The organism is Methylobacterium sp. TK26 (genome assembly GCF_055361565.1).
In genome coordinates this window covers 977,709-1,001,581 of sequence record NZ_CM143965.1, presented here as the reverse complement: position 1 = coordinate 1,001,581, position 23,873 = coordinate 977,709, and the positions used below count along the sequence as shown (strand labels likewise).

Annotated in this window: 23 protein-coding genes and 1 pseudogene; 18 read left to right on the top strand and 6 right to left on the bottom strand. The window is 69.0% G+C overall.

Features of this window, described 5'->3' with window-relative positions; genetic code table 11:
- Positions 1-74 precede the first annotated feature (74 nt).
- Entirely contained in the window at positions 75-2,294 is a 2,220-nt protein-coding gene (locus ACXJ1Y_RS04920) for a glycosyltransferase family 2 protein (RefSeq protein ID WP_463849022.1), read from the bottom strand.
- A gap of 376 nt (positions 2,295-2,670) precedes the next feature.
- On the opposite strand from ACXJ1Y_RS04920, the gene ACXJ1Y_RS04915 reads away from it, so the two are divergent.
- From ACXJ1Y_RS04915 to scpA, 7 genes are all read left to right on the top strand, one after another.
- Positions 2,671-4,008 carry an MFS transporter gene (locus ACXJ1Y_RS04915; RefSeq protein ID WP_463849021.1) on the top strand — a complete coding sequence of 446 codons (1,338 nt, stop codon included), beginning with the start codon at positions 2,671-2,673 and terminating at the stop codon, positions 4,006-4,008.
- A gap of 210 nt (positions 4,009-4,218) precedes the next feature.
- Positions 4,219-5,349, top strand: coding sequence for a ubiquinol oxidase subunit II (cyoA, locus tag ACXJ1Y_RS04910; RefSeq protein WP_463850036.1), 1,131 nt, complete (start codon positions 4,219-4,221; stop codon positions 5,347-5,349).
- 106 nt (positions 5,350-5,455) lie between these two features.
- Complete coding sequence (gene cyoB / locus ACXJ1Y_RS04905) at positions 5,456-7,456, top strand: cytochrome o ubiquinol oxidase subunit I (protein WP_463849020.1); 2,001 nt, start codon at positions 5,456-5,458, stop codon at positions 7,454-7,456.
- 4 nt (positions 7,457-7,460) lie between these two features.
- Positions 7,461-8,093: a cytochrome o ubiquinol oxidase subunit III gene (gene cyoC, locus ACXJ1Y_RS04900; protein WP_463849019.1), complete on the top strand. Its 633-nt coding sequence runs from the start codon at positions 7,461-7,463 to the stop codon at positions 8,091-8,093.
- Positions 8,090-8,485 carry a cytochrome o ubiquinol oxidase subunit IV gene (gene cyoD, locus ACXJ1Y_RS04895; RefSeq protein ID WP_463849018.1) on the top strand — a complete coding sequence of 132 codons (396 nt, stop codon included), beginning with the start codon at positions 8,090-8,092 and terminating at the stop codon, positions 8,483-8,485. The genes cyoC and cyoD overlap by 4 nt, the downstream gene beginning before the upstream one ends.
- Before the next feature lie 8 nt (positions 8,486-8,493).
- Positions 8,494-9,258: an SURF1 family protein gene (locus ACXJ1Y_RS04890; protein WP_463849017.1), complete on the top strand. Its 765-nt coding sequence runs from the start codon at positions 8,494-8,496 to the stop codon at positions 9,256-9,258.
- 55 nt (positions 9,259-9,313) lie between these two features.
- Complete coding sequence (gene scpA / locus ACXJ1Y_RS04885; protein WP_463849016.1) at positions 9,314-11,491, top strand: methylmalonyl-CoA mutase; 2,178 nt, start codon at positions 9,314-9,316, stop codon at positions 11,489-11,491.
- Positions 11,492-11,533: 42 nt separating this feature from the next.
- Here scpA and ACXJ1Y_RS04880 read toward each other — a convergent pair whose 3' ends face one another.
- The gene (locus tag ACXJ1Y_RS04880) at positions 11,534-12,634 is read right to left on the bottom strand and encodes an alpha/beta hydrolase (protein WP_463849015.1); all 1,101 of its coding nucleotides are present in this window, start codon (positions 12,632-12,634) and stop codon (positions 11,534-11,536) included.
- A gap of 195 nt (positions 12,635-12,829) precedes the next feature.
- Between ACXJ1Y_RS04880 and ACXJ1Y_RS04875 the strand changes: the two genes are divergently transcribed.
- The 3 genes from ACXJ1Y_RS04875 (at position 12,830) to rpsD (ending at position 16,617) form a co-directional block, all read left to right on the top strand.
- Complete coding sequence (locus tag ACXJ1Y_RS04875) at positions 12,830-14,461, top strand: alpha-D-glucose phosphate-specific phosphoglucomutase (RefSeq protein ID WP_463849014.1); 1,632 nt, start codon at positions 12,830-12,832, stop codon at positions 14,459-14,461.
- A gap of 128 nt (positions 14,462-14,589) precedes the next feature.
- The gene (locus ACXJ1Y_RS04870; protein ID WP_463849013.1) at positions 14,590-15,798 is read left to right on the top strand and encodes a DUF2252 family protein; all 1,209 of its coding nucleotides are present in this window, start codon (positions 14,590-14,592) and stop codon (positions 15,796-15,798) included.
- Positions 15,799-15,999: 201 nt separating this feature from the next.
- Positions 16,000-16,617 carry a 30S ribosomal protein S4 gene (gene rpsD / locus ACXJ1Y_RS04865; RefSeq protein ID WP_238249136.1) on the top strand — a complete coding sequence of 206 codons (618 nt, stop codon included), beginning with the start codon at positions 16,000-16,002 and terminating at the stop codon, positions 16,615-16,617.
- An 84-nt stretch (positions 16,618-16,701) separates the two neighbouring features.
- Here the strand turns inward: rpsD and ACXJ1Y_RS04860 are convergent, their stop codons facing one another.
- Positions 16,702-17,001: a hypothetical protein gene (locus ACXJ1Y_RS04860; protein ID WP_463849012.1), complete on the bottom strand. Its 300-nt coding sequence runs from the start codon at positions 16,999-17,001 to the stop codon at positions 16,702-16,704.
- Positions 17,002-17,081: 80 nt separating this feature from the next.
- Between ACXJ1Y_RS04860 and ACXJ1Y_RS04855 the strand changes: the two genes are divergently transcribed.
- From ACXJ1Y_RS04855 to ACXJ1Y_RS04820, 8 genes and pseudogenes are all read left to right on the top strand, one after another.
- Entirely contained in the window at positions 17,082-17,435 is a 354-nt protein-coding gene (locus ACXJ1Y_RS04855) for a DUF2293 domain-containing protein (protein ID WP_463849011.1), read from the top strand.
- 76 nt (positions 17,436-17,511) lie between these two features.
- The gene (locus tag ACXJ1Y_RS04850; RefSeq protein ID WP_243952944.1) at positions 17,512-17,721 is read left to right on the top strand and encodes a TOBE domain-containing protein; all 210 of its coding nucleotides are present in this window, start codon (positions 17,512-17,514) and stop codon (positions 17,719-17,721) included.
- 82 nt (positions 17,722-17,803) lie between these two features.
- Complete coding sequence (gene tsaD, locus ACXJ1Y_RS04845) at positions 17,804-18,859, top strand: tRNA (adenosine(37)-N6)-threonylcarbamoyltransferase complex transferase subunit TsaD (RefSeq protein WP_463849010.1); 1,056 nt, start codon at positions 17,804-17,806, stop codon at positions 18,857-18,859.
- Positions 18,856-19,146: pseudogene (locus tag ACXJ1Y_RS04840) on the top strand (GNAT family N-acetyltransferase); the annotation flags it as partial. The gene tsaD and the pseudogene ACXJ1Y_RS04840, both read left to right, overlap by 4 nt.
- Positions 19,147-19,157: 11 nt before the next feature.
- Positions 19,158-20,150 (top strand): NAD(P)H-dependent glycerol-3-phosphate dehydrogenase, encoded by a 993-nt coding sequence (locus tag ACXJ1Y_RS04835; RefSeq protein WP_463849009.1) that lies wholly within the window; start codon positions 19,158-19,160, stop codon positions 20,148-20,150.
- Between the two features lie 27 nt (positions 20,151-20,177).
- Positions 20,178-20,594, top strand: coding sequence for an EVE domain-containing protein (locus tag ACXJ1Y_RS04830; RefSeq protein ID WP_463849008.1), 417 nt, complete (start codon positions 20,178-20,180; stop codon positions 20,592-20,594).
- Between the two features lie 50 nt (positions 20,595-20,644).
- Positions 20,645-20,893, top strand: a complete 249-nt coding sequence (locus ACXJ1Y_RS04825) for a type II toxin-antitoxin system Phd/YefM family antitoxin (protein WP_463849007.1) — start codon at positions 20,645-20,647, stop codon at positions 20,891-20,893.
- Positions 20,883-21,173 carry a type II toxin-antitoxin system RelE family toxin gene (locus ACXJ1Y_RS04820; RefSeq protein WP_463849006.1) on the top strand — a complete coding sequence of 97 codons (291 nt, stop codon included), beginning with the start codon at positions 20,883-20,885 and terminating at the stop codon, positions 21,171-21,173. The genes ACXJ1Y_RS04825 and ACXJ1Y_RS04820 overlap by 11 nt, the downstream gene beginning before the upstream one ends.
- A gap of 18 nt (positions 21,174-21,191) precedes the next feature.
- On the opposite strand, the gene ACXJ1Y_RS04815 is transcribed toward ACXJ1Y_RS04820, so the two are convergent.
- From ACXJ1Y_RS04815 to ACXJ1Y_RS04805, 3 genes are all read right to left on the bottom strand, one after another.
- Positions 21,192-21,560: a DUF6481 family protein gene (locus ACXJ1Y_RS04815; protein ID WP_463849005.1), complete on the bottom strand. Its 369-nt coding sequence runs from the start codon at positions 21,558-21,560 to the stop codon at positions 21,192-21,194.
- A gap of 102 nt (positions 21,561-21,662) precedes the next feature.
- The gene (locus ACXJ1Y_RS04810; protein WP_243952937.1) at positions 21,663-21,872 is read right to left on the bottom strand and encodes a cold-shock protein; all 210 of its coding nucleotides are present in this window, start codon (positions 21,870-21,872) and stop codon (positions 21,663-21,665) included.
- 230 nt (positions 21,873-22,102) lie between these two features.
- Complete coding sequence (locus ACXJ1Y_RS04805) at positions 22,103-23,659, bottom strand: sensor histidine kinase (RefSeq protein WP_463849004.1); 1,557 nt, start codon at positions 23,657-23,659, stop codon at positions 22,103-22,105.
- Between the last annotated feature and the right edge of the window lie 214 nt (positions 23,660-23,873).

The following is a 23,873-nucleotide window of genomic DNA, read 5'->3' as shown; positions in this document are numbered from 1 at the left end:
GGGCCCTTCCTGACCTGACACAACCCTCATGCTGTCTCCGGACATCGTTTCTAGTCTCGCGGTGGCCGGAGACCTCAATTGGGGTTTGGTACGAAGTTGACGTCGTTCGGATGCAGGTTCGGGCTGAAGAACGGATCGTGACCGAGGAAATGCGGGTGACGGGCATAGAGCCGCCGCGCCTCGGTCCGCAATCGCGCCCGGCGGGCCGGGCTCTCATCCGCACCGCGGGACGCCGATTCATAGTGGATCAGCTGCACCGACTGGCAGACGACGTTGTAGAGGCCCATCTCGACGAGGCGGAAGCAGAGGTCGACGTCGTTGTAGGCGATCGGCAGGGTGGCGTCGAAGCCTCCGGCCGCCTCGAACTTTCTGCGCTCGATGGCGAGGCAGGCGCCGGTGACGGCGATCCAGTCGTATTCCAGCGTATCGCGGCCGTAGTATCGTGGATGCCCGGGTTCGCAGCCGTAGAAGGCGTGCCCCGGCCCGTGGCCGAGGTTCACGAGGCCGCAATGCTGGATCTGGCCGCTAGGGTAATGCAGGCGGGCCCCTACGGCGCCAACATGTGGCACCTGGGCGTAGCCAGCTAGGCGCTCGATCCAGTCCGGCGTGACAACTTCCATGTCGTCGTTGAGGAACACGAGGACATCCCCCCGGGCCGTCGCCGCGCCGCCGTTGTTCAGGGCCGAATAATTGAAGGGCCGCGAGTCGGTGCGCATTACCACGCCCTCGGCGGCGAGGCGCGCGAGTATCTCTAAGGTCTCCGCTTCGGTGCTCCCGTTATCGATGACGAGCATCTCGACGTCAGGGTAGGTCGACTTCGCACGGACGGAAGCGACCAGGGCCTCGACTAACCTGCCATTGTTGCGCGTCGGCACGATCAACGAAACCCGCGTCCCGCGCCGGGGATGGTAGTTGACCCGGTACTGCCCCGGCATCGTGTCCACCGGCTCGACCGTGCCGGTCAGGCCGCGCCGCTGTAGCGCGTCCTCCTTCAGGCGCCGCACCGCATCATGCGCGTAGGGCTTGGCCGCTGTGCTCCCCGCCAGAGAAGAGGGCAGGATCCGCCAATGATAGAGCACCTTCGGCACGTGTGCGATGCACTTGGCCCTCTCCGTCAGGCGAAGCACAAAGTCGTAATCCTGAGCCCCGTCGTAGGCCGAACGCAGGCCGCCACATTCCGTGACGAGTGCGCGGCGTGCGCAGGACACGTGGCAGGTATACATGATGCTCATCATGGCGTCTGGCGACCATGACGGCTTGAAAAACGGGGAGGACGAGGCGCCCGCGGCGTCGATCTTGTCCTCATCGCTGTAGAGGTAATCCGCGCCCGTCTCCGCGATTGCCCGCGCCAACTCGTAGAGGCAATCCGGGGTCAGTGTGTCGTCGTTGTCGAGGAAAACAACGTAATCGTTCCGGGCTAGGTCGAGAGCGGCGTTAGTCGTCGCTGCGATGCCGCCGTTGCGCTCCTGGCGTCGAACGGTGATCCGGGGATCGTTGATCCGGTCGAGGCAGGCGCGGGTCTCGGGGTCGGTGCTCGCGTCGTCCACGAGGACGAGTTCCCAATTCGGGTACCATTGCTCGACGACTGAGGCGATCGCGGCTTCGAGGTAGCGGGGGGCGACGTTGTAGACGGGCGTGACGACGGAGAACGACGGCCGGCAGGCAAGCCTGTCGATCCGCTGGGTGAGATCCACGGGTTCGAGGGGGGCGACGTAGCAATAGGGTTCGACAGCCACGTGGGTCATGGCGCCGAACCTTTGGGAGCCGTCGCCTCTCCGGCTTGCGCCGGCATGGCCGTCCTCCATCTTTGAGAGACGGTGGGCGAAGGCGTCGGCCGAATCGAGGCCGGGATTCGCGGCGAGATAGGCAGTGGGATTGAAGGAGGCGGTTGGCTTTACGCCCGCGAACCGGCCTACATGCAGGTAATGCTTCAGCGCTCCTGCACGAGTGGGCAAGCCGTAGCGCGTGGCATACCAGGCCGGGCTGAACAGAGCGTTCGGCTGCCGGCCCTCGGCCTCACCGTGCTCCGCATAATGCGCGAGGGCATTGCGCTTGGTAGAGCGCACATCCGGATAGGCCTCCAGATACCATTGCGGATCGAAGAACGGGTTCGGCCAGTAGGGTTCCTTGTTGCCGGCTCGGACGAAATGCTTGAGGGCGGAGCGCCGGCCAACCTGGGTCGCTTGGCCCCGGTAGAACGTTTCGTCGAAAAGGCGTGATTGTAGGATCACGGAAGCGTCGCGCCGCCTGCGGCTTGCCGCCTTCCCAAGCAATTTGCCGATGATGCGAACCAAATGCCCCCCTCGACCTCAGTGCGTCTCACCGAGGGAGGCAGCAGCCGATAAAGGCCGAGGCGAGGCCCGCCCTCACTGTTTCGGCTCACGCAGACCAACTGACCCCAAACCGTCGCCCAGAGCGCGGGGCCATGCCTTCTCGCCGGGTCTGCTAGTGTGTAACCCCTGCAAAGTCAAAATGCGGCGGACAGATCACCTTTGTCAGCCTCACCAGCTTGGCACGAGCACATTGTCGCGCGCGAGGCGGCCTCCCCAAGGGGGTGAGGTCCGAGCGGAGCCGCTATGCTTGCAATGAAGGTTGCAGTGCGGGCGGACATGCAGCAAGAGGCAATCCCGGTCGGAATCGCAACGGGCGACGGGGGCGGACAGCCGGCGAATGAGCGCGAACACATCCATCTCTTCGAGCAGCGGTCTCGAGCGCGACGCACAGCGCGCCATGGGCGACCACCGGGTCGCGCCCAGCGAAATCGCCATGGGCGTCGTCATCGGGCGCGCCTCCGAGTATTTCGACTTCTTCGTGTTCGGCATCGCCTGCGTGCTGGTGTTCCCGAAGGTGTTCTTCCCCTTCGTCGACGCCCATACCGGCACGCTCTACGCCTTCGGCATCTTCGCCCTGGCCTTCATCGCCCGCCCCTTCGGCACCGCCCTGTTCATGGCGATCGACCGGCGGCACGGGCGCGGGGTGAAGCTCACCACCGCCCTCTTCCTGCTCGGCGGCTCCACCGCCGCGATCAGCTTCCTGCCCCGCTACGACTCGATCGGCATTGCGTCGGTCTACCTGCTGGCGGCCCTGCGGGTGATGCAGGGTTTGGCGCTCGGCGGCGCCTGGGACGGCCTCGCCTCCCTGCTCGCGCTCAACGCACCCAAGGATCGGCGCGGCTGGTACGCCATGATCCCGCAGCTCGGCGCGCCCGTCGGCTTCATGGTGGCGAGCGCCCTGTTCTCCTTCTTCCTGGTGAACCTCTCGGCGGAGGACTTCATCGACTGGGGCTGGCGCTTCCCGTTCTACTGCGCCTTCACCATCAACGTCGTGGCGCTCTTCGCCCGCCTGCGCCTCGTGGCGACGGACGAGTTCGCCCGCATGATGGACAGCGACCGGCTGCAGCCGGTGCCGGTGCTGGACCTGTTCCGCCACCACCTGAAGGACGTGCTGCTTGGCGCCTTCGTGCCGCTGGCCGCCTTCGCCCTGTTCCACCTCGTGACGATCTTCCCGATCGCGTGGCTCACCCTCAACAACACCGACCGGTCGCCGGGCGAGTTCCTGATGGTGCAGTTCTCCGGGGCGATCATCTGCGCGGGCGCCGTCGCCGCCTCCGGGCTGATCGCCGACCAGATCGGCCGCCGCTCCGCCCTGATCATGAGCGCCAGCCTGATCGGCCTGTTCGCCTTCGGCTCGATCCTGGCGCCCCTGCTGTTCGGCGAGAGCGCCATCGGCCAGACCATCTACGTGACCACCGGCTTCATGCTGCTGGGCCTCGCCTACGGGCAATCCTCCGGCGCGGTCACCGCCCGCCTCGGCAAGCGCTACCGCTACACCGGCGCGGCGCTGACCTCGGATTTCGCGTGGCTGTTCGGCGCGGGCTTCGCCCCGCTGGTCGCCCTCTACCTGTCGGAGCAGTTCGGCCTCGCTGTCGTGGGCGTGTACCTGCTCTCGGGCGCGGTCTGCTCCCTGGGCGCGCTGTTCATCGACCGGTCCGAGTTGCGCCAGATGTGAGGCCCGGCCGCGCCTTCCGGGTGCGGCCGCGCCGCCAAGTTGTGTGAGGGGCCGGTTCCGCCGGTCGGCGATGCCGCGCCTGCGGCACGGGATGACGAGACGAGAGCAGTGAGTTCTTCGACCCTTCGACCGGACCGGACGACCCTGGCCGACACCCGGCGGCGCAGCCTCCTGCGCCGCTGCGCGCCCCTGATCGCGCTGCCGCCGCTGATGACCCTGCTCGGCGGCTGCAACCTCGTGGTGATGCAGCCGGCGGGCTTCATCGCCGAGCAGCAGCGCAACCTCGTCCTGGCCTCCACCGGCCTGATGCTGCTGATCATCGTGCCGGTGATCGCCTGCACTCTGTTCTTCGCGTGGCACTTCCGGGCGACGAACGAGGACGCGGTCTACGATCCCGACTGGCACCACTCGACCCAGCTCGAGGTGCTGATCTGGACGGCGCCGCTCCTCATCATCATCGCGCTGGGCGCCCTGACCTGGATCGGCACCCACACCCTTGATCCGTTCCGGCCCCTGACCCGCCTGGACGCCAAGCGCGAGCTGCCGGCCAATGTCGAGCCGCTGCAGGTCGAGGCGATCGCCATGGATTGGAAGTGGCTGTTCCTCTATCCGCAATACGGGATCGCCACGGTCAACGAGCTCGCCATCCCGGTCGACCGGCCGGTGACGTTCAAGATCACCGCGACGGACGTGATGAACACGTTCTACGTGCCGACGCTGGCCGGCATGATCTACGCCATGCCGGGCATGGAGACGAAGCTCCATGCGGTGGTCAACAAGGCCGTCGATTCGGAAGGCCGCTCGGCGCATTACAGCGGCGCCGGCTTCTCCAACATGTTCTTCAAGTTCCGCGGCGTCGCGGACAAGGACTTCGACGCCTGGGTCGCCAAGGCCAAGGCCGAGGGCTCCGACCTCAACCAGGACGCGTACCTGAAGCTCTCCGAGCCGACGGAGTCCGAGCCGGCCCGCTACTACAAGTCCTATGCCGAGGGCCTCTACGGCAAGATCGTCGGCCTGTGCACGCGGCCCGGCCAGATGTGCATGTCGGAGATGATGGCCATCGACGCCCGGGGCGGCCAGTCCGGCCCGGAGGGCGAGGAGAACTACAAGCGGCTGCAATACGACAACCATTTCGCCCGGGAAGGCCACGAGGCGCCGGGCGCGACGGGGCCGGCCTCCGGGACCGGGGCGCATGGGCAGACGCAGCCGGAGGGCATGAAGCCGCGCCCCGACATGGGCAACCCCGACTCGCGGGGCGAGGCGCCGGAAAAAGCAAAGCCTGAGACCGGAAGCGGTTCGCCCGATGGCGGGCAGGTCGCTCCCAAGCAGATCAGTCAGTGACGCCACTCAACCAGTGACGAAGTGAACCAGTGAGGCGGGCCGGCGCGAAGGATATCTTAGATCCAACGCGACGGTCGCCTTCGAACCTTCTGAACGGTCGGATTCAATGTTCGATAACGTCAATCTCCAGCAGCTGATCTTCGGGCGGTTCACGCTCGACCAGATTCCGTATCACGAGCCGATCCTCATCGGCACCTTCGCCGGCGTGGCGGTGGTGGGCTTGGCCGTGCTCGCCACGATCACCTATTTCCGCTTCTGGGGACCCCTGTGGCGGGATTGGGTGACGTCGATCGACCACAAGAAGATCGGCATCATGTACTGCATCTTCGCGCTGATCATGCTGCTGCGCGGCTTCGCCGACGCGCTCATGATGCGCGCGCAGCAATCCGTCGCCTTCGGCGATCAGCAGGGCTTCCTGCCGCCCCACCACTACGATCAGATCTTCACCGCTCACGGGATGATCATGATCTTCTTCGTGGCGATGCCGTTCGTCACGGGGCTCATGAACTTCGCCGTGCCGCTGCAGATCGGCGCCCGCGACGTGGCCTTCCCGTTCCTGAACAATTTCAGCTTCTGGATGACCGTGTCCGGCGGCATGCTGGTGATGGTCTCGCTCTTCGTCGGCGAGTTCTCCCGCGCCACCTGGCTCGCCTACCCGCCCCTGTCGGGGGCGGCGATGAGCCCCGGTGTCGGCGTCGACTACTACATCTGGGCATTGCAGATCGCCGGTGTGGGCACGACGCTCTCGGGCATCAACCTGATCGCGACCATCGTGAAGATGCGCGCGCCGGGCCTGACCATGATGAAGCTGCCGATCTTCGTGTGGTCGTCGCTCTGCACGAATATCCTGATCGTGGCCGCCTTCCCGATCCTCACCGCCGTTCTCGTGCTCCTGTCCCTCGACCGCTACCTCGGGATGCACTTCTTCACGAACGACCTCGGCGGCAACTCGATGTTGTACTTCAACCTCATCTGGATTTGGGGGCACCCGGAAGTCTACATCCTGATCCTGCCGGCCTTCGGCGTGTTCTCGGAGATCACCTCGACCTTCTGCGGCAAGCGCCTGTTCGGCTACACCTCGATGGTCTACGCGCTGGTGGTCATCACCATCCTCGCCTACCTCGTGTGGCTGCACCACTTCTTCACCATGGGCTCGGGCGCCGACGTGAACTCGTTCTTCGGGATCACGACGATGATCATCTCGATCCCGACGGGGGCGAAGATCTTCAACTGGATGTTCACGATGTACCGTGGCCGCATCCGGTTCGAGGTGCCGATGATGTGGGTGGTGGCGTTCATCGTCACCTTCGTCATCGGCGGCATGACGGGCGTGCTGCTCGCCGTGCCCCCGGCCGACTTCGTGCTCCACAACTCGCTGTTCCTGATCGCCCACTTCCACAACGTGATCATCGGCGGCGTGCTGTTCGGCATGTTCGCGGGCGTCACCTTCTGGTTCCCGAAGGCGTTCGGCTTCAAGCTGGACGAGTTCTGGGGGAAGATGTCCCTGGGCTTCTGGGTCACGGGCTTCTACGTCGCCTTCATGCCGCTCTACGTGCTCGGCCTGATGGGCGTGACCCGCAGGATGCAGCATTTCGACGATCCGTCGCTGCAGCCCTGGTTCATGGTCGCGGCCTTCGGCGCGGTGCTCATCGCCTGCGGCATCGGCAGCCAGATCATGATGTTCGTGGTCTCGATCCGCCGCCGCGAGGAGCTGCGCGACCTGACCGGCGACCCGTGGGGCGGCCGGACCCTCGAATGGTCGACCTCGTCGCCGCCGCCGGACTACAACTTCGCCTTCACGCCGGTGGTGCACGATTCCGACGCGTGGTGGGACATGAAGGCCCGCGGCTTCAGCCGGCCGACCGGCGGCTACCGGCCGATCCACATGCCCAAGAACACGGCGGCGGGGGCGATCCTGGCGGCGCTGAGCTTCATCTGCGGCTTCGCCATGGTCTGGTACATCTGGTGGCTCGCCGCCCTGTCCTTCGTGGCCCTGATCGTCACGGCCATCGTCCACACCTTCAACTACGACCGCGAGTACTACATCCCCGCCGAGACGGTCTCGCGGGAAGAGGCCAAGCGGATGCGCGAACTGGAGCTGGCGTAATCCGATGATGCACACCGACACCGCACCGCCCGGTACGGCTGCGCCGGTCTTCTTCGCCATGGACGAGGAAGGCCACCACAGCGAAGGCTCGACGATGCTCGGGTTCTGGCTGTACCTGATGAGCGACTGCCTGATCTTCGCGACCCTGTTCGCGACGTACGGCGTGCTCGGGCGCAACTACGCGGCGGGGCCTTCGCAGAAGGACCTGTTCGACCTCACGGGCATCGCGGTGAACACCGCGATGCTGCTGTTCTCCTCCATCACCTATGGCTTCGCCATGCTGGAGATGGACAAGGACAACCAGCGCCGGACGCAGCTCTGGCTGGCCGTCACCGGCCTGTTCGGCGTCGCCTTCGTGGCGCTGGAAATCCGTGAGTTCGTCCACCTGTTCCATGAGGGCGCGCCCCCGTGGCGCAGTGCCTTCCTCTCCTCGTTCTACACCCTGGTCTCGACCCACGGGCTGCACGTCTCGTTCGGCATCCTCTGGCTCGTGACCCTGATGATCCAGGTCCAGAAGTACGGGCTCGTGGCGGCCAACAAGCGCCGCCTGATGTGCCTGTCCATGTTCTGGCACTTCCTCGACCTGATCTGGATCGGGGTGTTCACCGTCGTCTACCTGATAGGAGTGCTCGAATGAGCGCGGATGCCACCCACGCTCACGGCGCGCCCGACCACGGCCCTGCCCATACCGAGGGCGGCCACGGCAGCGTGAAGGCCTACGTCACGGGCTTCGTCCTGTCGGTGATCCTGACGGTGATCCCGTTCTGGCTGGTGATGGGCAACACCCTCGACAACAGCCTCGTCACGACGCTGGTGGTGCTGGTCCTCGGCGGCGTGCAGATGGTCGTGCACCTCGTCTACTTCCTGCACATGAACACGAAGTCCGAGGGCGGCTGGACCTTCATGGCGATGATCTTCACCGTCACGCTGGTCGCCATCCTGCTCTCCGGCTCGGTGTGGGTCATGTACCATATGAACCGGAACATGATGCCGGCGGCCCACCACGAGCTGCTGCAAAAGATGCGGTGACGGGCCCCGTGCCACGTCCCGGGGGCGGCCGTGTCGCCCCCGCCCATGCTCCCACGCCGCTCCGCCGGGTCGTCTTCGGCCTCGGGGCGGCGTTCGTGTTCCTGACCCTCATCGGCCTCGGGACGTGGCAGGTCCAGCGCCGCGCCTGGAAGCTCGACCTGATCGCCCGGACGGAGGCGCGGGTCCACGCGCCCGCCGTGTCGGCGCCCTCCCCCGCCGCATGGGCACAGGTCGGCCCCGACGACGCCTACCGGCACGTCACCCTCTCCGGCCGGTTCCTCCACGACCGGGAGACGTGGGTCCAGGCGGTGACCGAGTACGGCGCCGGCTTCTGGGTGCTCACGCCCCTGCGGCGGGAGGACGGGAGCCTCGTCCTCGTCAACCGCGGCTTCGTGCCGGGGGACCGGAAGGATCCGGCGAGCCGGCCCGAGGGGCAGGTCGCGGGGGCGGTGACGGTCACGGGCCTCCTGCGCCTCACCGAACCCGGCGGCGCCTTCCTGCGCGCCAACGATCCGGCGGCGAATCGCTGGTACTCGCGGGACGTGGCCGCCATCGCCGCCGCCCGGGGGCTCTCCGACGTCGCCCCCTATTTCGTGGATGCGGACGCCGCGCCGAATCCCGGCGGGCTTCCCCTCGGCGGCCTGACCGTGGTGTCCTTCCCGAACAGCCACCTCGTCTATGCGGTCACGTGGTACGGGTTGGCGCTGATGCTCGGCGGCTTCTTCGTCTATCGGCGCGTCACGCGGCGCGAGAGCCTGACTTTCGGGGAGTAGCCCGCGCCGAACGCCCGGCTATAATGGCCTGACAAGAACGGACACGAGTCACGCCATGACCTCCCGCATCCCGGATTTCGCCACGTTGCCCCTGTCCGGGGCTCTTGCCGGCGATCCGCTGGCCGTCGCGGCTCCCCCCGTGGGCGAGCCGTGGATGACCCCCGAGGGCATCCCGGTGAAGGGCCATTACGGGCCACAGGACCGGGAGGGCATCGAGTTCCTGAACACCTGGCCGGGCCTCGCGCCGTTCCTGCGCGGCCCCTACCCGGCCATGTACGTCACCCAGCCCTGGACGATCCGGCAATATGCCGGCTTCTCCACGGCCGAGGATTCGAACGCCTTCTACCGGCGCAACCTCGCGGCCGGGCAGAAGGGCCTGTCGGTGGCCTTCGACCTCGCGACTCACCGGGGCTACGATTCCGACCATCCCCGCGTCTCCGGCGATGTCGGCATGGCGGGCGTGGCGATCGATTCGATCTACGACATGCGCACGCTCTTCTCGGGCATCCCGCTCGATGAGATGACCGTGTCGATGACGATGAACGGTGCGGTGCTGCCGATCCTCGCCCTCTACATCGTCGCCGCCGAGGAGCAGGGCGTGCCGCCGAGCAAGCTCGCGGGCACGATCCAGAACGACATCCTCAAGGAGTTCATGGTCCGCAACACCTACATCTATCCCCCCAAGGGATCGATGCGGATCATTTCGGACATCTTCGCCTACACGTCGAAGAACATGCCGAAGTTCAATTCGATCTCGATTTCCGGCTATCACATGCAGGAAGCCGGGGCGACGAACGACCTCGAACTGGCCTACACGCTGGCCGACGGCGTCGAGTACATCAAGGCGGGCCTCGCGGCCGGGCTGACCATCGACCAGTTCGCCCCGCGCCTGTCGTTTTTCTGGGCGATCTCGACCAACTTCTTCATGGAAGTCGCCAAGATGCGGGCGGCACGCCTGATCTGGGCCAAGCTCGTGAAGGAGTTCGATCCGAAATCCGACAAGTCCCTGGCGCTGCGCACCCATTCGCAGACCTCGGGCTGGTCGCTCACCGCGCAGGACGTGTTCACCAACGTCACCCGCACCAACATTGAGGCGATGGCGGCGACGCAAGGCGGCACTCAGTCCCTCCACACCAACGCGCTCGATGAGGCGCTGGCCCTGCCGACCGACTTCTCGGCCCGCATCGCCCGCAACACCCAGCTGTTCCTGCAGCAGGAGAGCGGCACCACCCGGATCGTCGATCCGTGGGGCGGCTCCTACTATGTCGAGAAGCTCACCGCCGACATGGTGGCCCGCGCCTGGGAGCATATCCGCGAGGTCGACGGGCTCGGCGGCATGGCCAAGGCGATCGAGGCCGGCATCCCGAAGCTGCGCATCGAGGAGGCCGCCGCCCGCGCCCAGGCGCGGATCGATTCCGGCCGCCAGACCATCGTCGGCGTGAACAAGTTCCGGGCCGACGACGAGATGGCGATCGAGCTGCTGCGGGTCGACAACGGCAATGTCCGCCGCCTGCAGATCGACAAGCTGAAGCGCCTGCGCTCCGAGCGCGACGAGGCCGATGTCGCGAGCCGGCTCGACGCCCTGACGAAGGCCGCCGAGGGCAGCGGCAACCTGCTCGAACTCGCCGTGGACGCGGCCCGCGCCAAGGCGACGGTGGGCGAGATTTCCGAGGCGCTGGAGAAGGCCTGGGGCCGCCACCGGGCGGAGATCCGCTCGATCTCCGGGGTCTACAAGCGCGAGGTGGGACACATGTCGCCGGTGGTCGAGGAAGTGCGCACCCTGGTCGAGGCCTTCGAGGAATCGGATGGGCGCCGCCCGCGCATCCTCGTCGCCAAGATGGGTCAGGACGGGCATGACCGCGGCCAGAAGGTGATCGCCTCGGCCTTCGCCGACCTCGGCTTCGACGTGGATATCGGGCCGCTCTTCGCCACCCCGGCCGAGGCCGCGCGGCAGGCGGTGGAGAACGACGTGCACATCGTCGGCGTCTCCTCCCTGGCGGCGGGCCACCTCACGCTGGTGCCGGAGTTGAAGGCGGCGCTGGCCGAGCAGGGCCGGGACGACGTGATGATCGCGGTCGGCGGCGTGATCCCGCCGGGGGATTACGATGCGCTGCGCGCGGCCGGCGCCTCGGCGATCTTCCCGCCAGGCACGGTCATCGCCGAGGCGGCGGTGCACCTGATCCGCGAGCTGAACGCACGCCTCGGCTACGAGGCGCGGGAAGCGGCGGAGTAAGGTACACGCCCCGCCCGCCGAAGCGGGCGCGGCGTGGCCGGCTCAGTTCAGCGCCTGCGGGTCGCTCTCGGTGAGGAAGGCGGCGATCTCGCGGAGGAACTGCATGCGGTTCTTCTCCATCATCACCGTGTGCGTGCCCTCGCCGAGTTCCACGAACCTTTTGTAGGGGGCGTGGGTCAGCTTCGCGAAGTATTCCTGTGCCTGATAGCTCGGCAGGTCCGCGTCCCACTCGGCGTGGATGATGAGCACCGGCACCGTGATCGCGCCCGGATCGTACAGGGCCTTGCCCGCCGCCCAGTACTCGTCCTTGTCGGCCACCGTGCCGTTCGGCGCGCGCAGCACCGGCGGCGATTGCTTGGCCCCCACCGCGTCGGTGGCGAAGGTGGCGTCGGCCCATTGCTCGAACCAGCCCGGCGGGATCAGGTCGGCCTTCTTGTCCTCGGGCACGCCGGTCAGCCAGCGCGTCCTGGCGCTGTCGCGGCTGACGCTGCGATAGGCGGGGATCGGGCCGCTGCCGCCCGCCGCCATCAGCGCGGGCGTGCGCGCCAGCCATTGCGGGGCGTAGAGCACGAGGCGGTTCACCGCGTCGTTGTGGGTGCTCGTGTAGAGGCCCATGGTCGAGGTGCCCCAGGACCAGCCCATCAGGTCGATCTTGTCGACGCCGCGCCGCTTGCGGATGAAATCCACCACCTGACCCACCACGGCGGCCGCGTCCGGCGTGCGCATGAAGGCCGGGTTGTCGGCGGCCGGGGCGCTCATCTGCGCGGGGCGCCCGGATTGGCCGTAGCCGGGAAGGTCGACGAGATAGACGTCGAAGCCCTGGGCGGCGAGGTAATCCATGGCCGACATCCCCGCCAGCGGCAGGTCGAAGGCCGTGGAGGCGGGATAGGTCGAGCCGTGGACGTAGAGCAGGATGCGCTCGCCGGGGAAGGTGCTCTGCCCCGCCGGGTGCTTGTTGCGCACGTAGATGTCGATGCCCGCCTCGCCCGCCCACGGCAGGCGGAACTCCTCCCGGTCGAGGCGCCCGGCCGGCGCCGCGCCCGCGGCCGGGGCGATCGTCGCGGCGAGGCCGGCGGCCGCCAGGGTTCCGAACAGGCGGCGGCGCGGCATCGCCGGCCCCTGGCCGTCATGTGATCGATCCATCGAATCCTCCCATCCGCCTCTGTGGGCGGATGGGCGGGATCGAAGCCCGTCGGCGCCGGTAACGCAAGGAGAAGCCGGGGCGATACTTCGGCAGGAATGACCGCCTGTCACCACAGGAAGCGGGTGACAGGCGCCCCTCCGGGCTGGCACAAGCGCCCTGCCTGAGCAGGTAGAGTGACCCGGAGGCCCGCACCGATGACGCCGACGACGATTGAGACGACGCCGTACGCGGACCAGAAGCCCGGCACCTCAGGCCTCCGCAAGAAGGTGCCGGTGTTCCGGCAACGGCATTACGTCGAGAACTTCGTCCAGGCGATCTTCGATTCGATCCCCGACAAGGACGGCAAGACCCTGGTCCTCGGCGGCGACGGGCGCTTCCTCAACCGCGAGGTGGTGCAGACCATCCTGAAGCTCGCCGCCGGCAACGGGTTCGGGCGGGTGCTGGTCGGGCGCGGCGGCCTGCTCTCGACGCCCGCCGCCTCCTGCGTCATCCGCAAGCACAAGGCGATCGGCGGCATCATCCTTTCGGCGAGCCACAATCCCGGCGGGCCGGAGGGCGATTTCGGCATCAAGTTCAACGCCGCGAACGGCGGCCCCGCCCCGGAATCCCTGACCGATGCCATCTTCGCCCGGGCCAAGGCGATCACCCGCTTCACCCTGGTCGAGGCCCCCGACCTCGACCTCGATCGGCTCGGCGAGACGAGCCTCGGCGCCATGGCGGTGGAGGTGATCGACCCGGTCGCCGACTATGCCGAATTGATGCGAGACCTCATCGACTTCGAGGCGGTCTCCCGGATGTTCGCCTCGGGCTTCCGCATGCGCTTCGATGCGATGAGCGCCGTCACCGGCCCCTACGCGACGGCGATCCTCGAAGGGATGCTCGGCGCGCCGAAGGGCACGGTGGTTAACGCGGAGCCGAAGGAGGATTTCGGCGGGCACCACCCCGACCCGAACCCGGTCCATTGCCACGACCTCTACGACCTGATGCAGGGGCCGGACGCCCCGGATTTCGGCGCCGCCTCGGATGGCGACGGCGACCGCAACATGATCGTGGCCCCTAGCCTGTTCGTGACGCCGAGCGACAGCCTCGCCCTGCTCACCGCCCATGCCCACCGGGCGCCGGGCTACGCGCAGGGCCTGAAGGGCGTCGCCCGCTCGATGCCCACGAGCCGCGCCGCCGACCGGGTGGCGGCCTCGCTCGGCATCCCCGCCTACGAGACGCCCACCGGCTGGAAGTTCTTCGGCAACCTCCTCGATGCCGGGCTCATCACCCTGTGCGGCGAGGAGAGCGCGGGCACCGGCTCGAACCATGTCCGCGAGAAGGACGGGCTCTGGGCCGTGCTGCTCTGGCTCAACATCCTCGCCGCCACGGGAGAGCGGGCCGACGCCCTGGTGCGCGCCCACTGGCAGCGTTTCGGCCGCGACTACTATGCCCGCCACGATTACGAGGAGGTCGATGCCGACGCCGCCAACGGCCTGATGCAGGCGCTGCGCGAAAAACTCGCGAGCCTGCCCGGCACGCGGATCGGCGACCTAACGGTCTCCACGGCGGACGAGTTCGCCTACCGCGATCCGGTCGACGGCTCGCTGACCGAGCGCCAGGGCCTCCGCATCGCCTTCGCGGAGGATGCGCGGGTGGTGTTCCGCCTCTCCGGCACCGGCACCGCCGGGGCGACGCTGCGGGTCTATCTGGAGCGCTACGAGAACGACCCCGCCCGCCTCGACCGCCCCGTCGCGGAGGTGCTGGCCCCGGTCGTTGCCGCCGCGCGGGCCCTCGCCGAGATCGAACCGCGCACCGGCCGGGCCGAGCCCAGCGTCGTGACCTGAGGCGTCTGCGTCCTTTTAATCCCGCCGCTGACAGGAAATTTAATGTCGCCCCCTAGGTTGAGTCCTACATGACGAAACCATGACACCCGCGCCCGATGCGGGTGTCGGGCACGGGGTGCAGGCGAGCGATGAACGTCCATGTCCGGCCGGTCGAGGGGCGCGAGGCCGAGCTCCTGAGGACACGGCGCCTGTGCAAGATCGCCGCGTCGCCCCTCTCCTACGTGAGGGGATCGACCGCCCGCTTCTACGAATGGCTCGCGGATTTCCCGCCCGACGCCCTCCCCGAGGGGCCGCCTGTCTGGATCTGCGGCGATTGCCACCTCGGCAACATCGGCGCCCTGGCCGACACAGAGGGCAAGGTGCGGATGCAGATCCGCGACCTCGACCAGACCGTCGTCAGCAACCCCGCCTACGACCTCGTGCGGCTCACCCTCTCGCTGGTGACGGCCGGCCTCACCGCGCCGCTCTCCGGCCTCGCCGTGGCGCGCATGATCGAGGCCATCGCCACGGGCTACAGCGCGGGCCTTGAGGATCCCGAGGGGGAGGACGACCAGGATTCCGTCATCGTCGAGACGACCCGGAACCGGGCCCTCGGCCGGCGCTGGCGCCACCTCGCGGATGAGCGCCTGCAGGGCAAGTCCGCGCGGCTGCCCCGGGGCAAGCGGTTCCTCGACCTCTCGCCTGACGAGGAGGCGGCCTTCGAGGCCCTCCTGGGCGAGCCCGGCTTCCGCACGCGGGTCCTCGGCCTGGAGCGCGGCGGCGACGAGGCGGTGTCGCTCATCGACGCCGCCTACTGGATCAAGGGCTGCTCGTCGCTCGGCAAGATGCGGCTCGCGGGCCTCGTGCGGATCGCCGGGGCCAAGGGCCGCTCCAAGGTGGCGCTGATCGACGTGAAGGAGGGCGTGCCCTTCCTCGCCCCGGCCGCTCCCGGCGTGACGATCCCCGAGGACCACGCCCGCCGCGTCGTCGAGGGGGCGCGCGCCCTGTCGCCGGCTCTGGGCGAGCGGATGATCGCCGCCCGCATCGGCGAGACCCCGGTGATCGTGCGGGAGTTGCTGCCGCAGGATCTCAAGATCGTCGCCGAGCAATTCTCCAAGGACGAGGGTGTGCGCGTGGCCCGCAGCCTCGCGGCGGTGGTCGGGCGCGCGCATGGGCGGCAATTGTCCCCCGAGGCGCGGCGGGCGTGGCGCGCCCGCGTCGAGGCCGATGGCTGGCACGAGCGTGCGCCGCACTGGCTCTGGAGTTCCGTGACCGAGTTGATGGGGCTGCACCAGAGCGGCTACCTCGCCCATTGCCGGGACGTCGCCCGCGACAAGAGTCTCGCCGCCTACCTCTGAGCGCCCCGCGCGGCGGCGGGCGGTTGACCGCGCCCGCCGTGTCCCGTATGGAACCGACCGTCGACGGGGCTCCTCAACGGGGCCCCGCGGCGTTTTACGCGCACCCGTGGGCCGGCTCCGGCCGCCCTGTCGTCCCGGACCTTCGGTGTCGGGAAGAGGAGGGCGCGTTCCTCAATTCTCATCCCGAGAGGACGCGAAGTCATGTCGAAGCGGATTCAGGCGAAGCACAAGCTCGACCGCCGCATGGGCCAGAACATCTGGGGCCGCCCGAAGAGCCCCGTGAACCGCCGCGAATACGGCCCCGGCCAGCACGGCCAGCGCCGTAAGGGCAAGATGAGCGACTTCGGCACGCAGCTGCGCGCCAAGCAGAAGCTCAAGGGTTATTACGGCAACATCACCGAGAAGCAGTTCCGCCGTTACTACGCCGAGGCGATCCGCCAGCGCGGCGATTCCGGCGAGAACCTGATCGGCCTGCTGGAGCGTCGCCTGGACGCGGTGGTGTACCGCTCGAAGTTCGTCGCCACCCCCTTCGCCGCCCGCCAGTTCGTGAACCACGGGCACATCAAGGTGAACGGCGTGCGCGTGAACATCCCGAGCTACCAGGTGAAGGCCGGCGACCTGATCGAGGTCAAGGAATCCTCCCGCCAGCTCGAGATCGTCATCGTGGCGAGCCAGCTCGCCGAGCGCGACGTGCCGGACTACATCGAGGTGGACCACGCCAAGATGACCGCCCGCGTCACCCGCGTGCCGGGCCTCTCCGAGGTGCCCTACCCGGTGCAGATGGAGCCGAACCTCGTGATCGAGTTCTACTCGCGCTGAGGTCCACCCGGATCGGACGGAACAAGGGGGCTGCCTTCGGGCGGCCCCTTTTTCGTTGGGGCCGGCCCCTTCAGCACCCGTCCCTCAGCACCCGTGGCAGATGGAACTCATCGTCCGGTGCATCTTGGTATCCCAGGCCTTGGAGCGGTCCTCGGAGGCCTTCTGGGCCTTCAGCATCTGCGCCTCGCTCGCGGTCGGCTTGGCGGTGGCCTCCGCCGGGGCGTTGCGCGGCTTCGGCATGGTCCGGCCCGTCGCGGAGACGGAGCGGCCGGGCGCCGGGACGGGGGCGCCCGCGTCCGGCTTGGCGGCTTGGGCATGCGCCAGGACAGGGCCGGCGGCGAGGAGTGCCGCGAGGGCGAGGCTGGACGAGACGAACGTGCGCATGAGACCGTACCCTTGGCGGATCACCGCCTGTGACCGAGCCTGCGCCCGATGTTATCCTATCCCGCTGCGAAGGCCATGGCATGACGTGGACAAACCCGCCCCCGGCGGAGCCGGCCCCGGACCGGCGCTCGGCCGTGGCGGGCGCCCTCCTCCGCCTCGCCCCGCGCCTGCCGCCCTTCGAATCCGGCGTCGTGATCGACCGGGCGCTGGCGAGCCCCGGCCTGCGCGGTGCCGCGCCGGAGACGGCCGCCCGCCTCGCCCTGATCGCCTATGCCCGCCACGTCTTCACCGAGTACGACGACCTCCTCGCCGAGGGCTACGACCGCGACAGCGCCCGGCACTTCGTGCTCGACGACCTCAATGCGTCGCTGGCCGGCTGGGGCGCGGCGCCCGTGCCGGAGGATGCGGAGGACGCAGCCGAGGGCGACGCGTGAGCCGGTCGCCACCCGGCCCGCGATGGGGTAGGAGCCCGCAGCGCCTCGCGGCGCGCCTGCAGGAGAGTTCGACCTCATGAAGATCAGCGCACGCAACGTCCTCAAGGGCACCGTCGTCTCGATCGACAAGGGTGCCACCACCGCGCATGTGAAGATCGAGATCAGCCCCGGTCAGGTCGTCACGGCCTCGATCACCAACGAATCCGTCGAGAGCCTGAAGCTCGTGACCGGCGGCCCGGCTTATGCCGTCGTCAAGGCGTCCGACGTCATGGTCGCCGTCGACTGAGACACAGGATGGCGTGGCCGCTTCCGCGCCCGGTGGGGGCGGTTCGCGCCGAAGGGGTTCGGGATCGCAGGGAGTCCGCTACGTGAAGACCGTACTCGGCATCGAGACCACCTGCGACGAGACCGCCGCCGCCGTGGTCTCGCTCGATCCCGATGGGGCGCCGGTGATCCGCGCCAACGAGGTGCTGAGCCAGATCGCCGAGCACGCGGCCTATGGCGGCGTCGTGCCGGAGATCGCCGCCCGCGCCCATGTGGAGGTGCTGGACCGGCTGATCGCCCGCGCCCTCGAGCGGGCCGGGACGCGGCTTTCCGACCTCGACGGCATCGCCGTCGCGGCGGGGCCGGGGCTGATCGGCGGCGTGCTGGTCGGCCTCGTCACCGCCAAGACCCTGGCGCTCGTGGCGAACAAGCCGCTGCTGGCGGTCAACCATCTCGAGGCCCACGCCCTCACCGCCCGGCTGACGGACGGGCTCGACTTCCCCTACCTGCTGCTGCTCGCCTCCGGCGGGCACACGCAGCTCGTCGCCGTGCGCGGCGTCGGCGATTACGTGCGCCTCGGCGGCACCATCGACGACGCCATCGGCGAGGCCTTCGACAAGGCCGCCAAGCTCCTCGGCCTCGGCTATCCCGGCGGCCCCGAGGTGGAGCGCATGGCCGAGGCCGGCGATCCCGAGCGCTTCGCCCTCCCCCGGCCGATGCTCGGGCGGCGGGAGGCCGACTTCTCCCTCTCCGGCCTCAAGACCGCCCTGCGGATCGAGGCCGAGCGCACCGCCCCGCTGGCCGAGCGCGACGTGGCCGACCTCTGCGCCGGCTTCCAGGCGGCGGTGGTCGACGTGGTGATCGACCGCACCCGCGTGGCCCTGCGCGGCTTCTCCGACCGGGCCGGACGGCCGACCGCCCTGGTCGCGGCGGGGGGCGTCGCCGCCAACGGCGCGATCCGGCGGGCGCTGGCCGCCCTCGCGGGGGAGGCCGGGCTCGCCTTCGTCGCGCCGCCGCTGCACCTGTGCGGCGACAACGGCGCGATGATCGCCTGGGCCGGTCTGGAGCGCCTGCGGCTCGGCCTCGTGGACGACATCACCGCCCCGGCCCGCCCGCGCTGGCCGCTGGCGGCCGAGCCCGCGCCGGTCACGGCGGCATGAACGCCCCCGACCGGCGCGCCGCGTGGCGCGACCTCGTGGAGCGCCGCCTGCCGGAGGCGGCGCGGACCCACCGGGACTGGCCGGTCCGCCTCGATCATTGCTTCGCCCGCATCCTCCTCGACCATGCCTGCGGCGGCCCCTGGCGCGATCACGTCGCGCCGCCGGCCCACGCGAACCTGCCCGCCGACCGGCTGGAGGCCGCGATCGCGCTGGGCGAGGCTTTGCTCGCGGGCGAGGCCGACCTCCACGCCCTCAACCGGCGCTCGCTGGCTTGGCGGGGCAAGCTGAGGCAGACCGCATGAGCACATCCGTCAACGTCGTCGGCGGCGGGGCCTGGGGCACGGCGCTCGCCAACGCGGCCGCCGCCGCCGGCCATCCTGTGACCCTCTGGCTGCGCGATCCGCAGGCCGCCGCGCGGATGCAGGCCGAGCGCGAGAACCCGCGCTACCTGCCCGGCGTGCCGCTGCATCCGGGCGTCCGCGCCACCGCGGCGGCAGACGACCTTGCCGGAGCGCGGGCGACCCTCCTCGTCGTGCCGGCGCAGACGGTACGCGGGGTGCTCGGGCACCTCGCCGCGCCGCTGGCGGCGGCGGGGCCGGTGATCCTCTGCGCGAAGGGCATCGAGCGGGGCAGCGACAGCTTCATGAGCGCGGTCGCCGCCGAAGTGCTTCCCGCCGGGACGCCCGTCGCCGTGCTGTCCGGCCCGAGCTTCGCGGCGGACGTGGCCCGCGGCCTGCCGACCGCCGTGACGCTGGCCAGCGCCGATGCCGGCCTCGCGGCCTCGCTTTCGGCGCTGATCTCGGGGCCGACCTTCCGGCTCTACCACACCGACGACGTGCGCGGCGTCGAGATCGGCGGGGCGGGCAAGAACGTGCTGGCCATCGCCTGCGGGATCGTCGCGGGACGGGGGCTCGGCGAGAGCGCGCGGGCCGCCCTCATCGCCCGCGCCTTCGCCGAGCTGATGCGCTTCGCCCGTGCCTTCGGCGGGCGGCCCGAGACGCTGATGGGGCTATCGGGCCTCGGCGACCTCGTGCTCACGGCGGGCTCGCCGCAATCGCGCAACTTCGCCTTCGGCCAGCGCCTCGGCGCGGGGGCGAGCCCGGAGGCGGCGGCGGGCGGCAAGCTCGCGGAGGGCGCCTTCACCGCCGCGGCGCTCACCGGCCTCGCCCGGGCGCGGGGCGTCGAGATGCCGGTGGCCGAGGCGGTCGCCGCGCTGGTGGCGGGTGAGACCGATGTGGATACGGTCGTCGCCAAGCTTCTCTCCCGGCCCCTGCGGGGCGAGATGGATTGAGGCGTCAGGAACCCCGACGAGACGACGATGGCGTATTGGTTGTTCAAGTCCGAGCCCGCGACCTGGTCGTGGGCGCAACAGGTCGCGGCCGGCGCGGAGGGCACGTTCTGGAACGGCGTGCGCAACCACCTCGCCAAGAAGCAGCTGATGGCGATGCAGGTGGGCGAGCGGGGGTTCTTCTACCACTCGAACGAGGGCAAGGCCGTGGTCGGCGTGGTGGAGGTGATCCGCCCCTACTATCCCGACCACACCGACGAGACCGGCCGCTTCGGCATGGTTGACGTCCGCGCCGTCGAGCCGATGCGCGTGCCCGTCACCCTCGACGCGATCAAGGCCGAGGCGGCCCTGAAGGACATGGTCCTCGTCAACAATTCCCGGCTGTCGGTGCAGCCGGTCAGCGACGCGGAATGGGCGCTGGTGCGGGCGATGGGCGGATTGGCCTAGGGCGCGACCGGTTCCGGGTGCTATGGAGGGCACGAACGGGAGCCTCTGTCATGCCCCACGCCGTCCACGCCACCACCGTCGCCAGCATCTCCGATCTGAAGAAGAACCCGATGGGCACCGTCGCCGCCGGTGAGGGGTTTCCCGTCGCGATCCTCAACCGCAACGAGCCGGCGTTCTACTGCATCCCCGCCAGGGCCTACGAGGAGCTTCTGGAGCGTCTCGAGGATCTCGAACTGAACGCCCTCGCTGACGCGCGGGAGGGGCAGGAGATCCACCGCGTCTCCCTCGATGAGCTATGAACTCGCCTTCCTCGACGCGGCGCTGAAGGAGTGGCGCAAGCTCGATGCGAGCGTGCGGGATCACTTCAAGGCCAAGCTCGCGGAGCGGCTTCAGGCGCCGAAGGTCGCGTCCGCGCAGCTGCATGGCGCCAGGGAGCGCTACAAGATCAAGCTGCGGAGTGCTGGCTACCGGCTGGTCTACGAAGTGCGGGACCGGGAACTGGTGGTGCTGGTCGTCGCGGTCGGCAAGCGCGAGCGCGACGAGGTCTACAGGAACGCGGCACGGCGGACGGGCGATTGAGCCCGTCCTGCGCGTCCTTCACCCGCGACGCTGGGCCTTGGCCTTGCGGGCGAGGTAGCGGGCGTCGCGCTGGGCCTTCATCTCGGCCTGCCGGGCGATGGCACGCTCCTCGGCGGCGACGCGCTCGGCTTCGACGCGCTCGGCTTCCGCCAGGCGGGCGGCTTCCGCCGCGGCGGCGGCGCGGGCGACCTCGACGAGACGTTCGGCCTCACGGGCGGCGGCGCGGGTCTCGCGGGCATCGATGATGGCGCGGCGGGCCGAATGGCGCGCCAGCACGGCCGGATCGTCGGCCGGCGGCCGCGCACGGAAGCGGGCCAGGGTCTCCGAACGCGCCTTCGAGGATGCAGCGAGACGGTCGGTCAGGGCTTGGCTGTTCTGGAAGCTCACGCAATCTCCGGATCGGGCGGCACGCGCGCGTGCGGCCTCGTAGGGGTCGACATAAGGAAGCCGCCCCGGTGGGGGCGGCTCGGTCGTGAATCCTGGATAGGATCAGGCGGCGCGGAGCTGGCCGGCGGCCTTCTTGCCGCTGCGACGGTCGGTCTCGAGCTCGTAGGAGACGCGCTGACCTTCGTTCAGCGTGCCGAGGCCGGCGCGCTCGACGGCGGAGATGTGCACGAACACGTCCTGGCCCCCGTCCTCAGGCTGGATGAAGCCGAAGCCCTTGGTCGCGTTGAACCACTTCACGGTACCGGTAGACATGGATACGTCTCGATCTTCGCAGGGTCAGGAATAAACAACGCCCGCGTCGGGACACGGAACATCGGGTCGAACGATAACGATAGGAGTGAGAGAACCGCCCTGCGAAGGAAATACGGCCCAAAACATCCAAGAACGTACCGACAAATCGAGCCTATGCCCGTGCGCTAAATTTTGCAAGGCCAAAGAAATTCTGAATAATTACTCTGAAAATTCAGTCGCTTCGACCTGTCTCAGGCCGCGCGGCTCACCGGCCGCGACGATTTCGCCTTGGGCTTCGGCTCCGGCTCGAATTCCGGCTCGTCGAACGATTCGGCGGGCAGGGTGTCCATCACCCGCGCGGCGGGAAGCGTCACGATCACCTCGGTGCCCTGCCGGGGGCGCGACTCCAGCTGGAACTGGCCGCCATGCAGTTCCACGAGGCCCTTCACGATGGGCAGGCCGAGGCCGGAGCCCTGCTCGGCGGTCTTGATCGCCAGGGCGCCCCGGCCGAACGAGGACATGACCGTGCCGAGCTCGTCCTCGGGGATGCCGGGGCCGCTGTCGCGCACGGAGAGGTACTGGCCGCCCCGCGCCGTCCAGCCGACCTTGAGCCAGATCTCGCCGCCCGGCGGCGTGAACTTCACCGCGTTGGACAGGAGGTTCAGCACGATCTGGCGCAGCGCCCGCTCGTCGGCCCAGAGGCGCGGCAGGGTCATGTCGACCATGTCGTGCACGGTCTGGCCCTTCGCCTTGGCCCGGAGCGCCATCATGTGGCGGCACTCCTCCACGACGCTCGCGAGCAGCACCGGCTCCTCGTTCAATTCGTAGCGCCCGGCCTCGATGCGCGAGAGGTCGAGGATCTCGTTGATGAGGTTGAGCAGGTGCATCCCGCTGTCGTGGATGTCGTTCGAATATTCGCGGTAGGCCGGCGCCACGTGCTGGCCGAACACCTCGTTCTTCATCACCTCCGAGAAGCCGAGGATGGCGTTGAGCGGCGTGCGCAGCTCGTGGCTCATCGTGGCGAGGAAGCGCGACTTGGCGAGGTTCGCCTCCTCGGCCCGGCGGCGGGCCTCGTCGGAATTGGCCTTGGCCTGCTCCAGTTCGCCGAACACCGCGTCCTTCTCGGCGCGGGAAAGCAAGGCGCCCACCGTCGAGGCGTAGAGGCGCCGCGACAGGCCGAGGAAGAAGATCTGCGTGCCCCCGGCCATGGCCACCAGCGCCAGGGCGTCCATGCCGCTGGAGAAGGCCGTGAGCGAGACGGTGGCGATCGAGAGCGGCAGCAGGGCCGCCACCGCCGCCACCGGCACGGTCGCCGCGAGCATGGTCGTGACCGCCGAGGCGATGACGAGGGCGAACAGGGCGAAGGTCCAGCCCCCCGTGCCGCCCAGCGCCACCATCCCCGACCAGCACAGGCTCTGCAGCACCTCGCCGATCACGAAGCGGCGGCGCCAGCGGCCGAGGTCGATATGCTCCGGCTCCGTCGCGAGGAAGGCGCGGCTCATCATCGAGTTGAGCGTGATCATCAGGAACACGCACAGCGCCCAGGCGGCGGCGATCACCAGGGGCACCCAGAAGGTCGCCGCCCCCGCCAGGGCGACGGCGAACAACCCCAGGGCGATGCCGGAGCCGGCCCGGTACTGGGCGTAGTGGCGCAGCAATTCCTGGTCGAAGGCGCGCTCCAGCCCGGTGCGCGAGGTCAGCCGCTCCCGTGCCGAGCGGATGTCGCGGGCGACCCCGAGGCGCCGGGCGGCCTCCTCCGTCGAGGGACCACGCCCGCGCTGGACCATCTCGACGGTGAGATCGGACATGCGCTGCAGGTTAACCGGGCTATTCGGGATCTATTGACGAGAGACAGCCAGGATGTCGCCAAACTCTTAAGAAGCGGCTGCCGGAATCCGTCCAATCGAATGCAATCGCGGGGCTGTCCCATTTACCGCAGGTTTGTGTGCGCTGGCGCACAGCCCGAGGGGCACTCCCGCGCGCAATGCTGGCGCCACGGGCCGGATTCGGTCCCCCCGCATT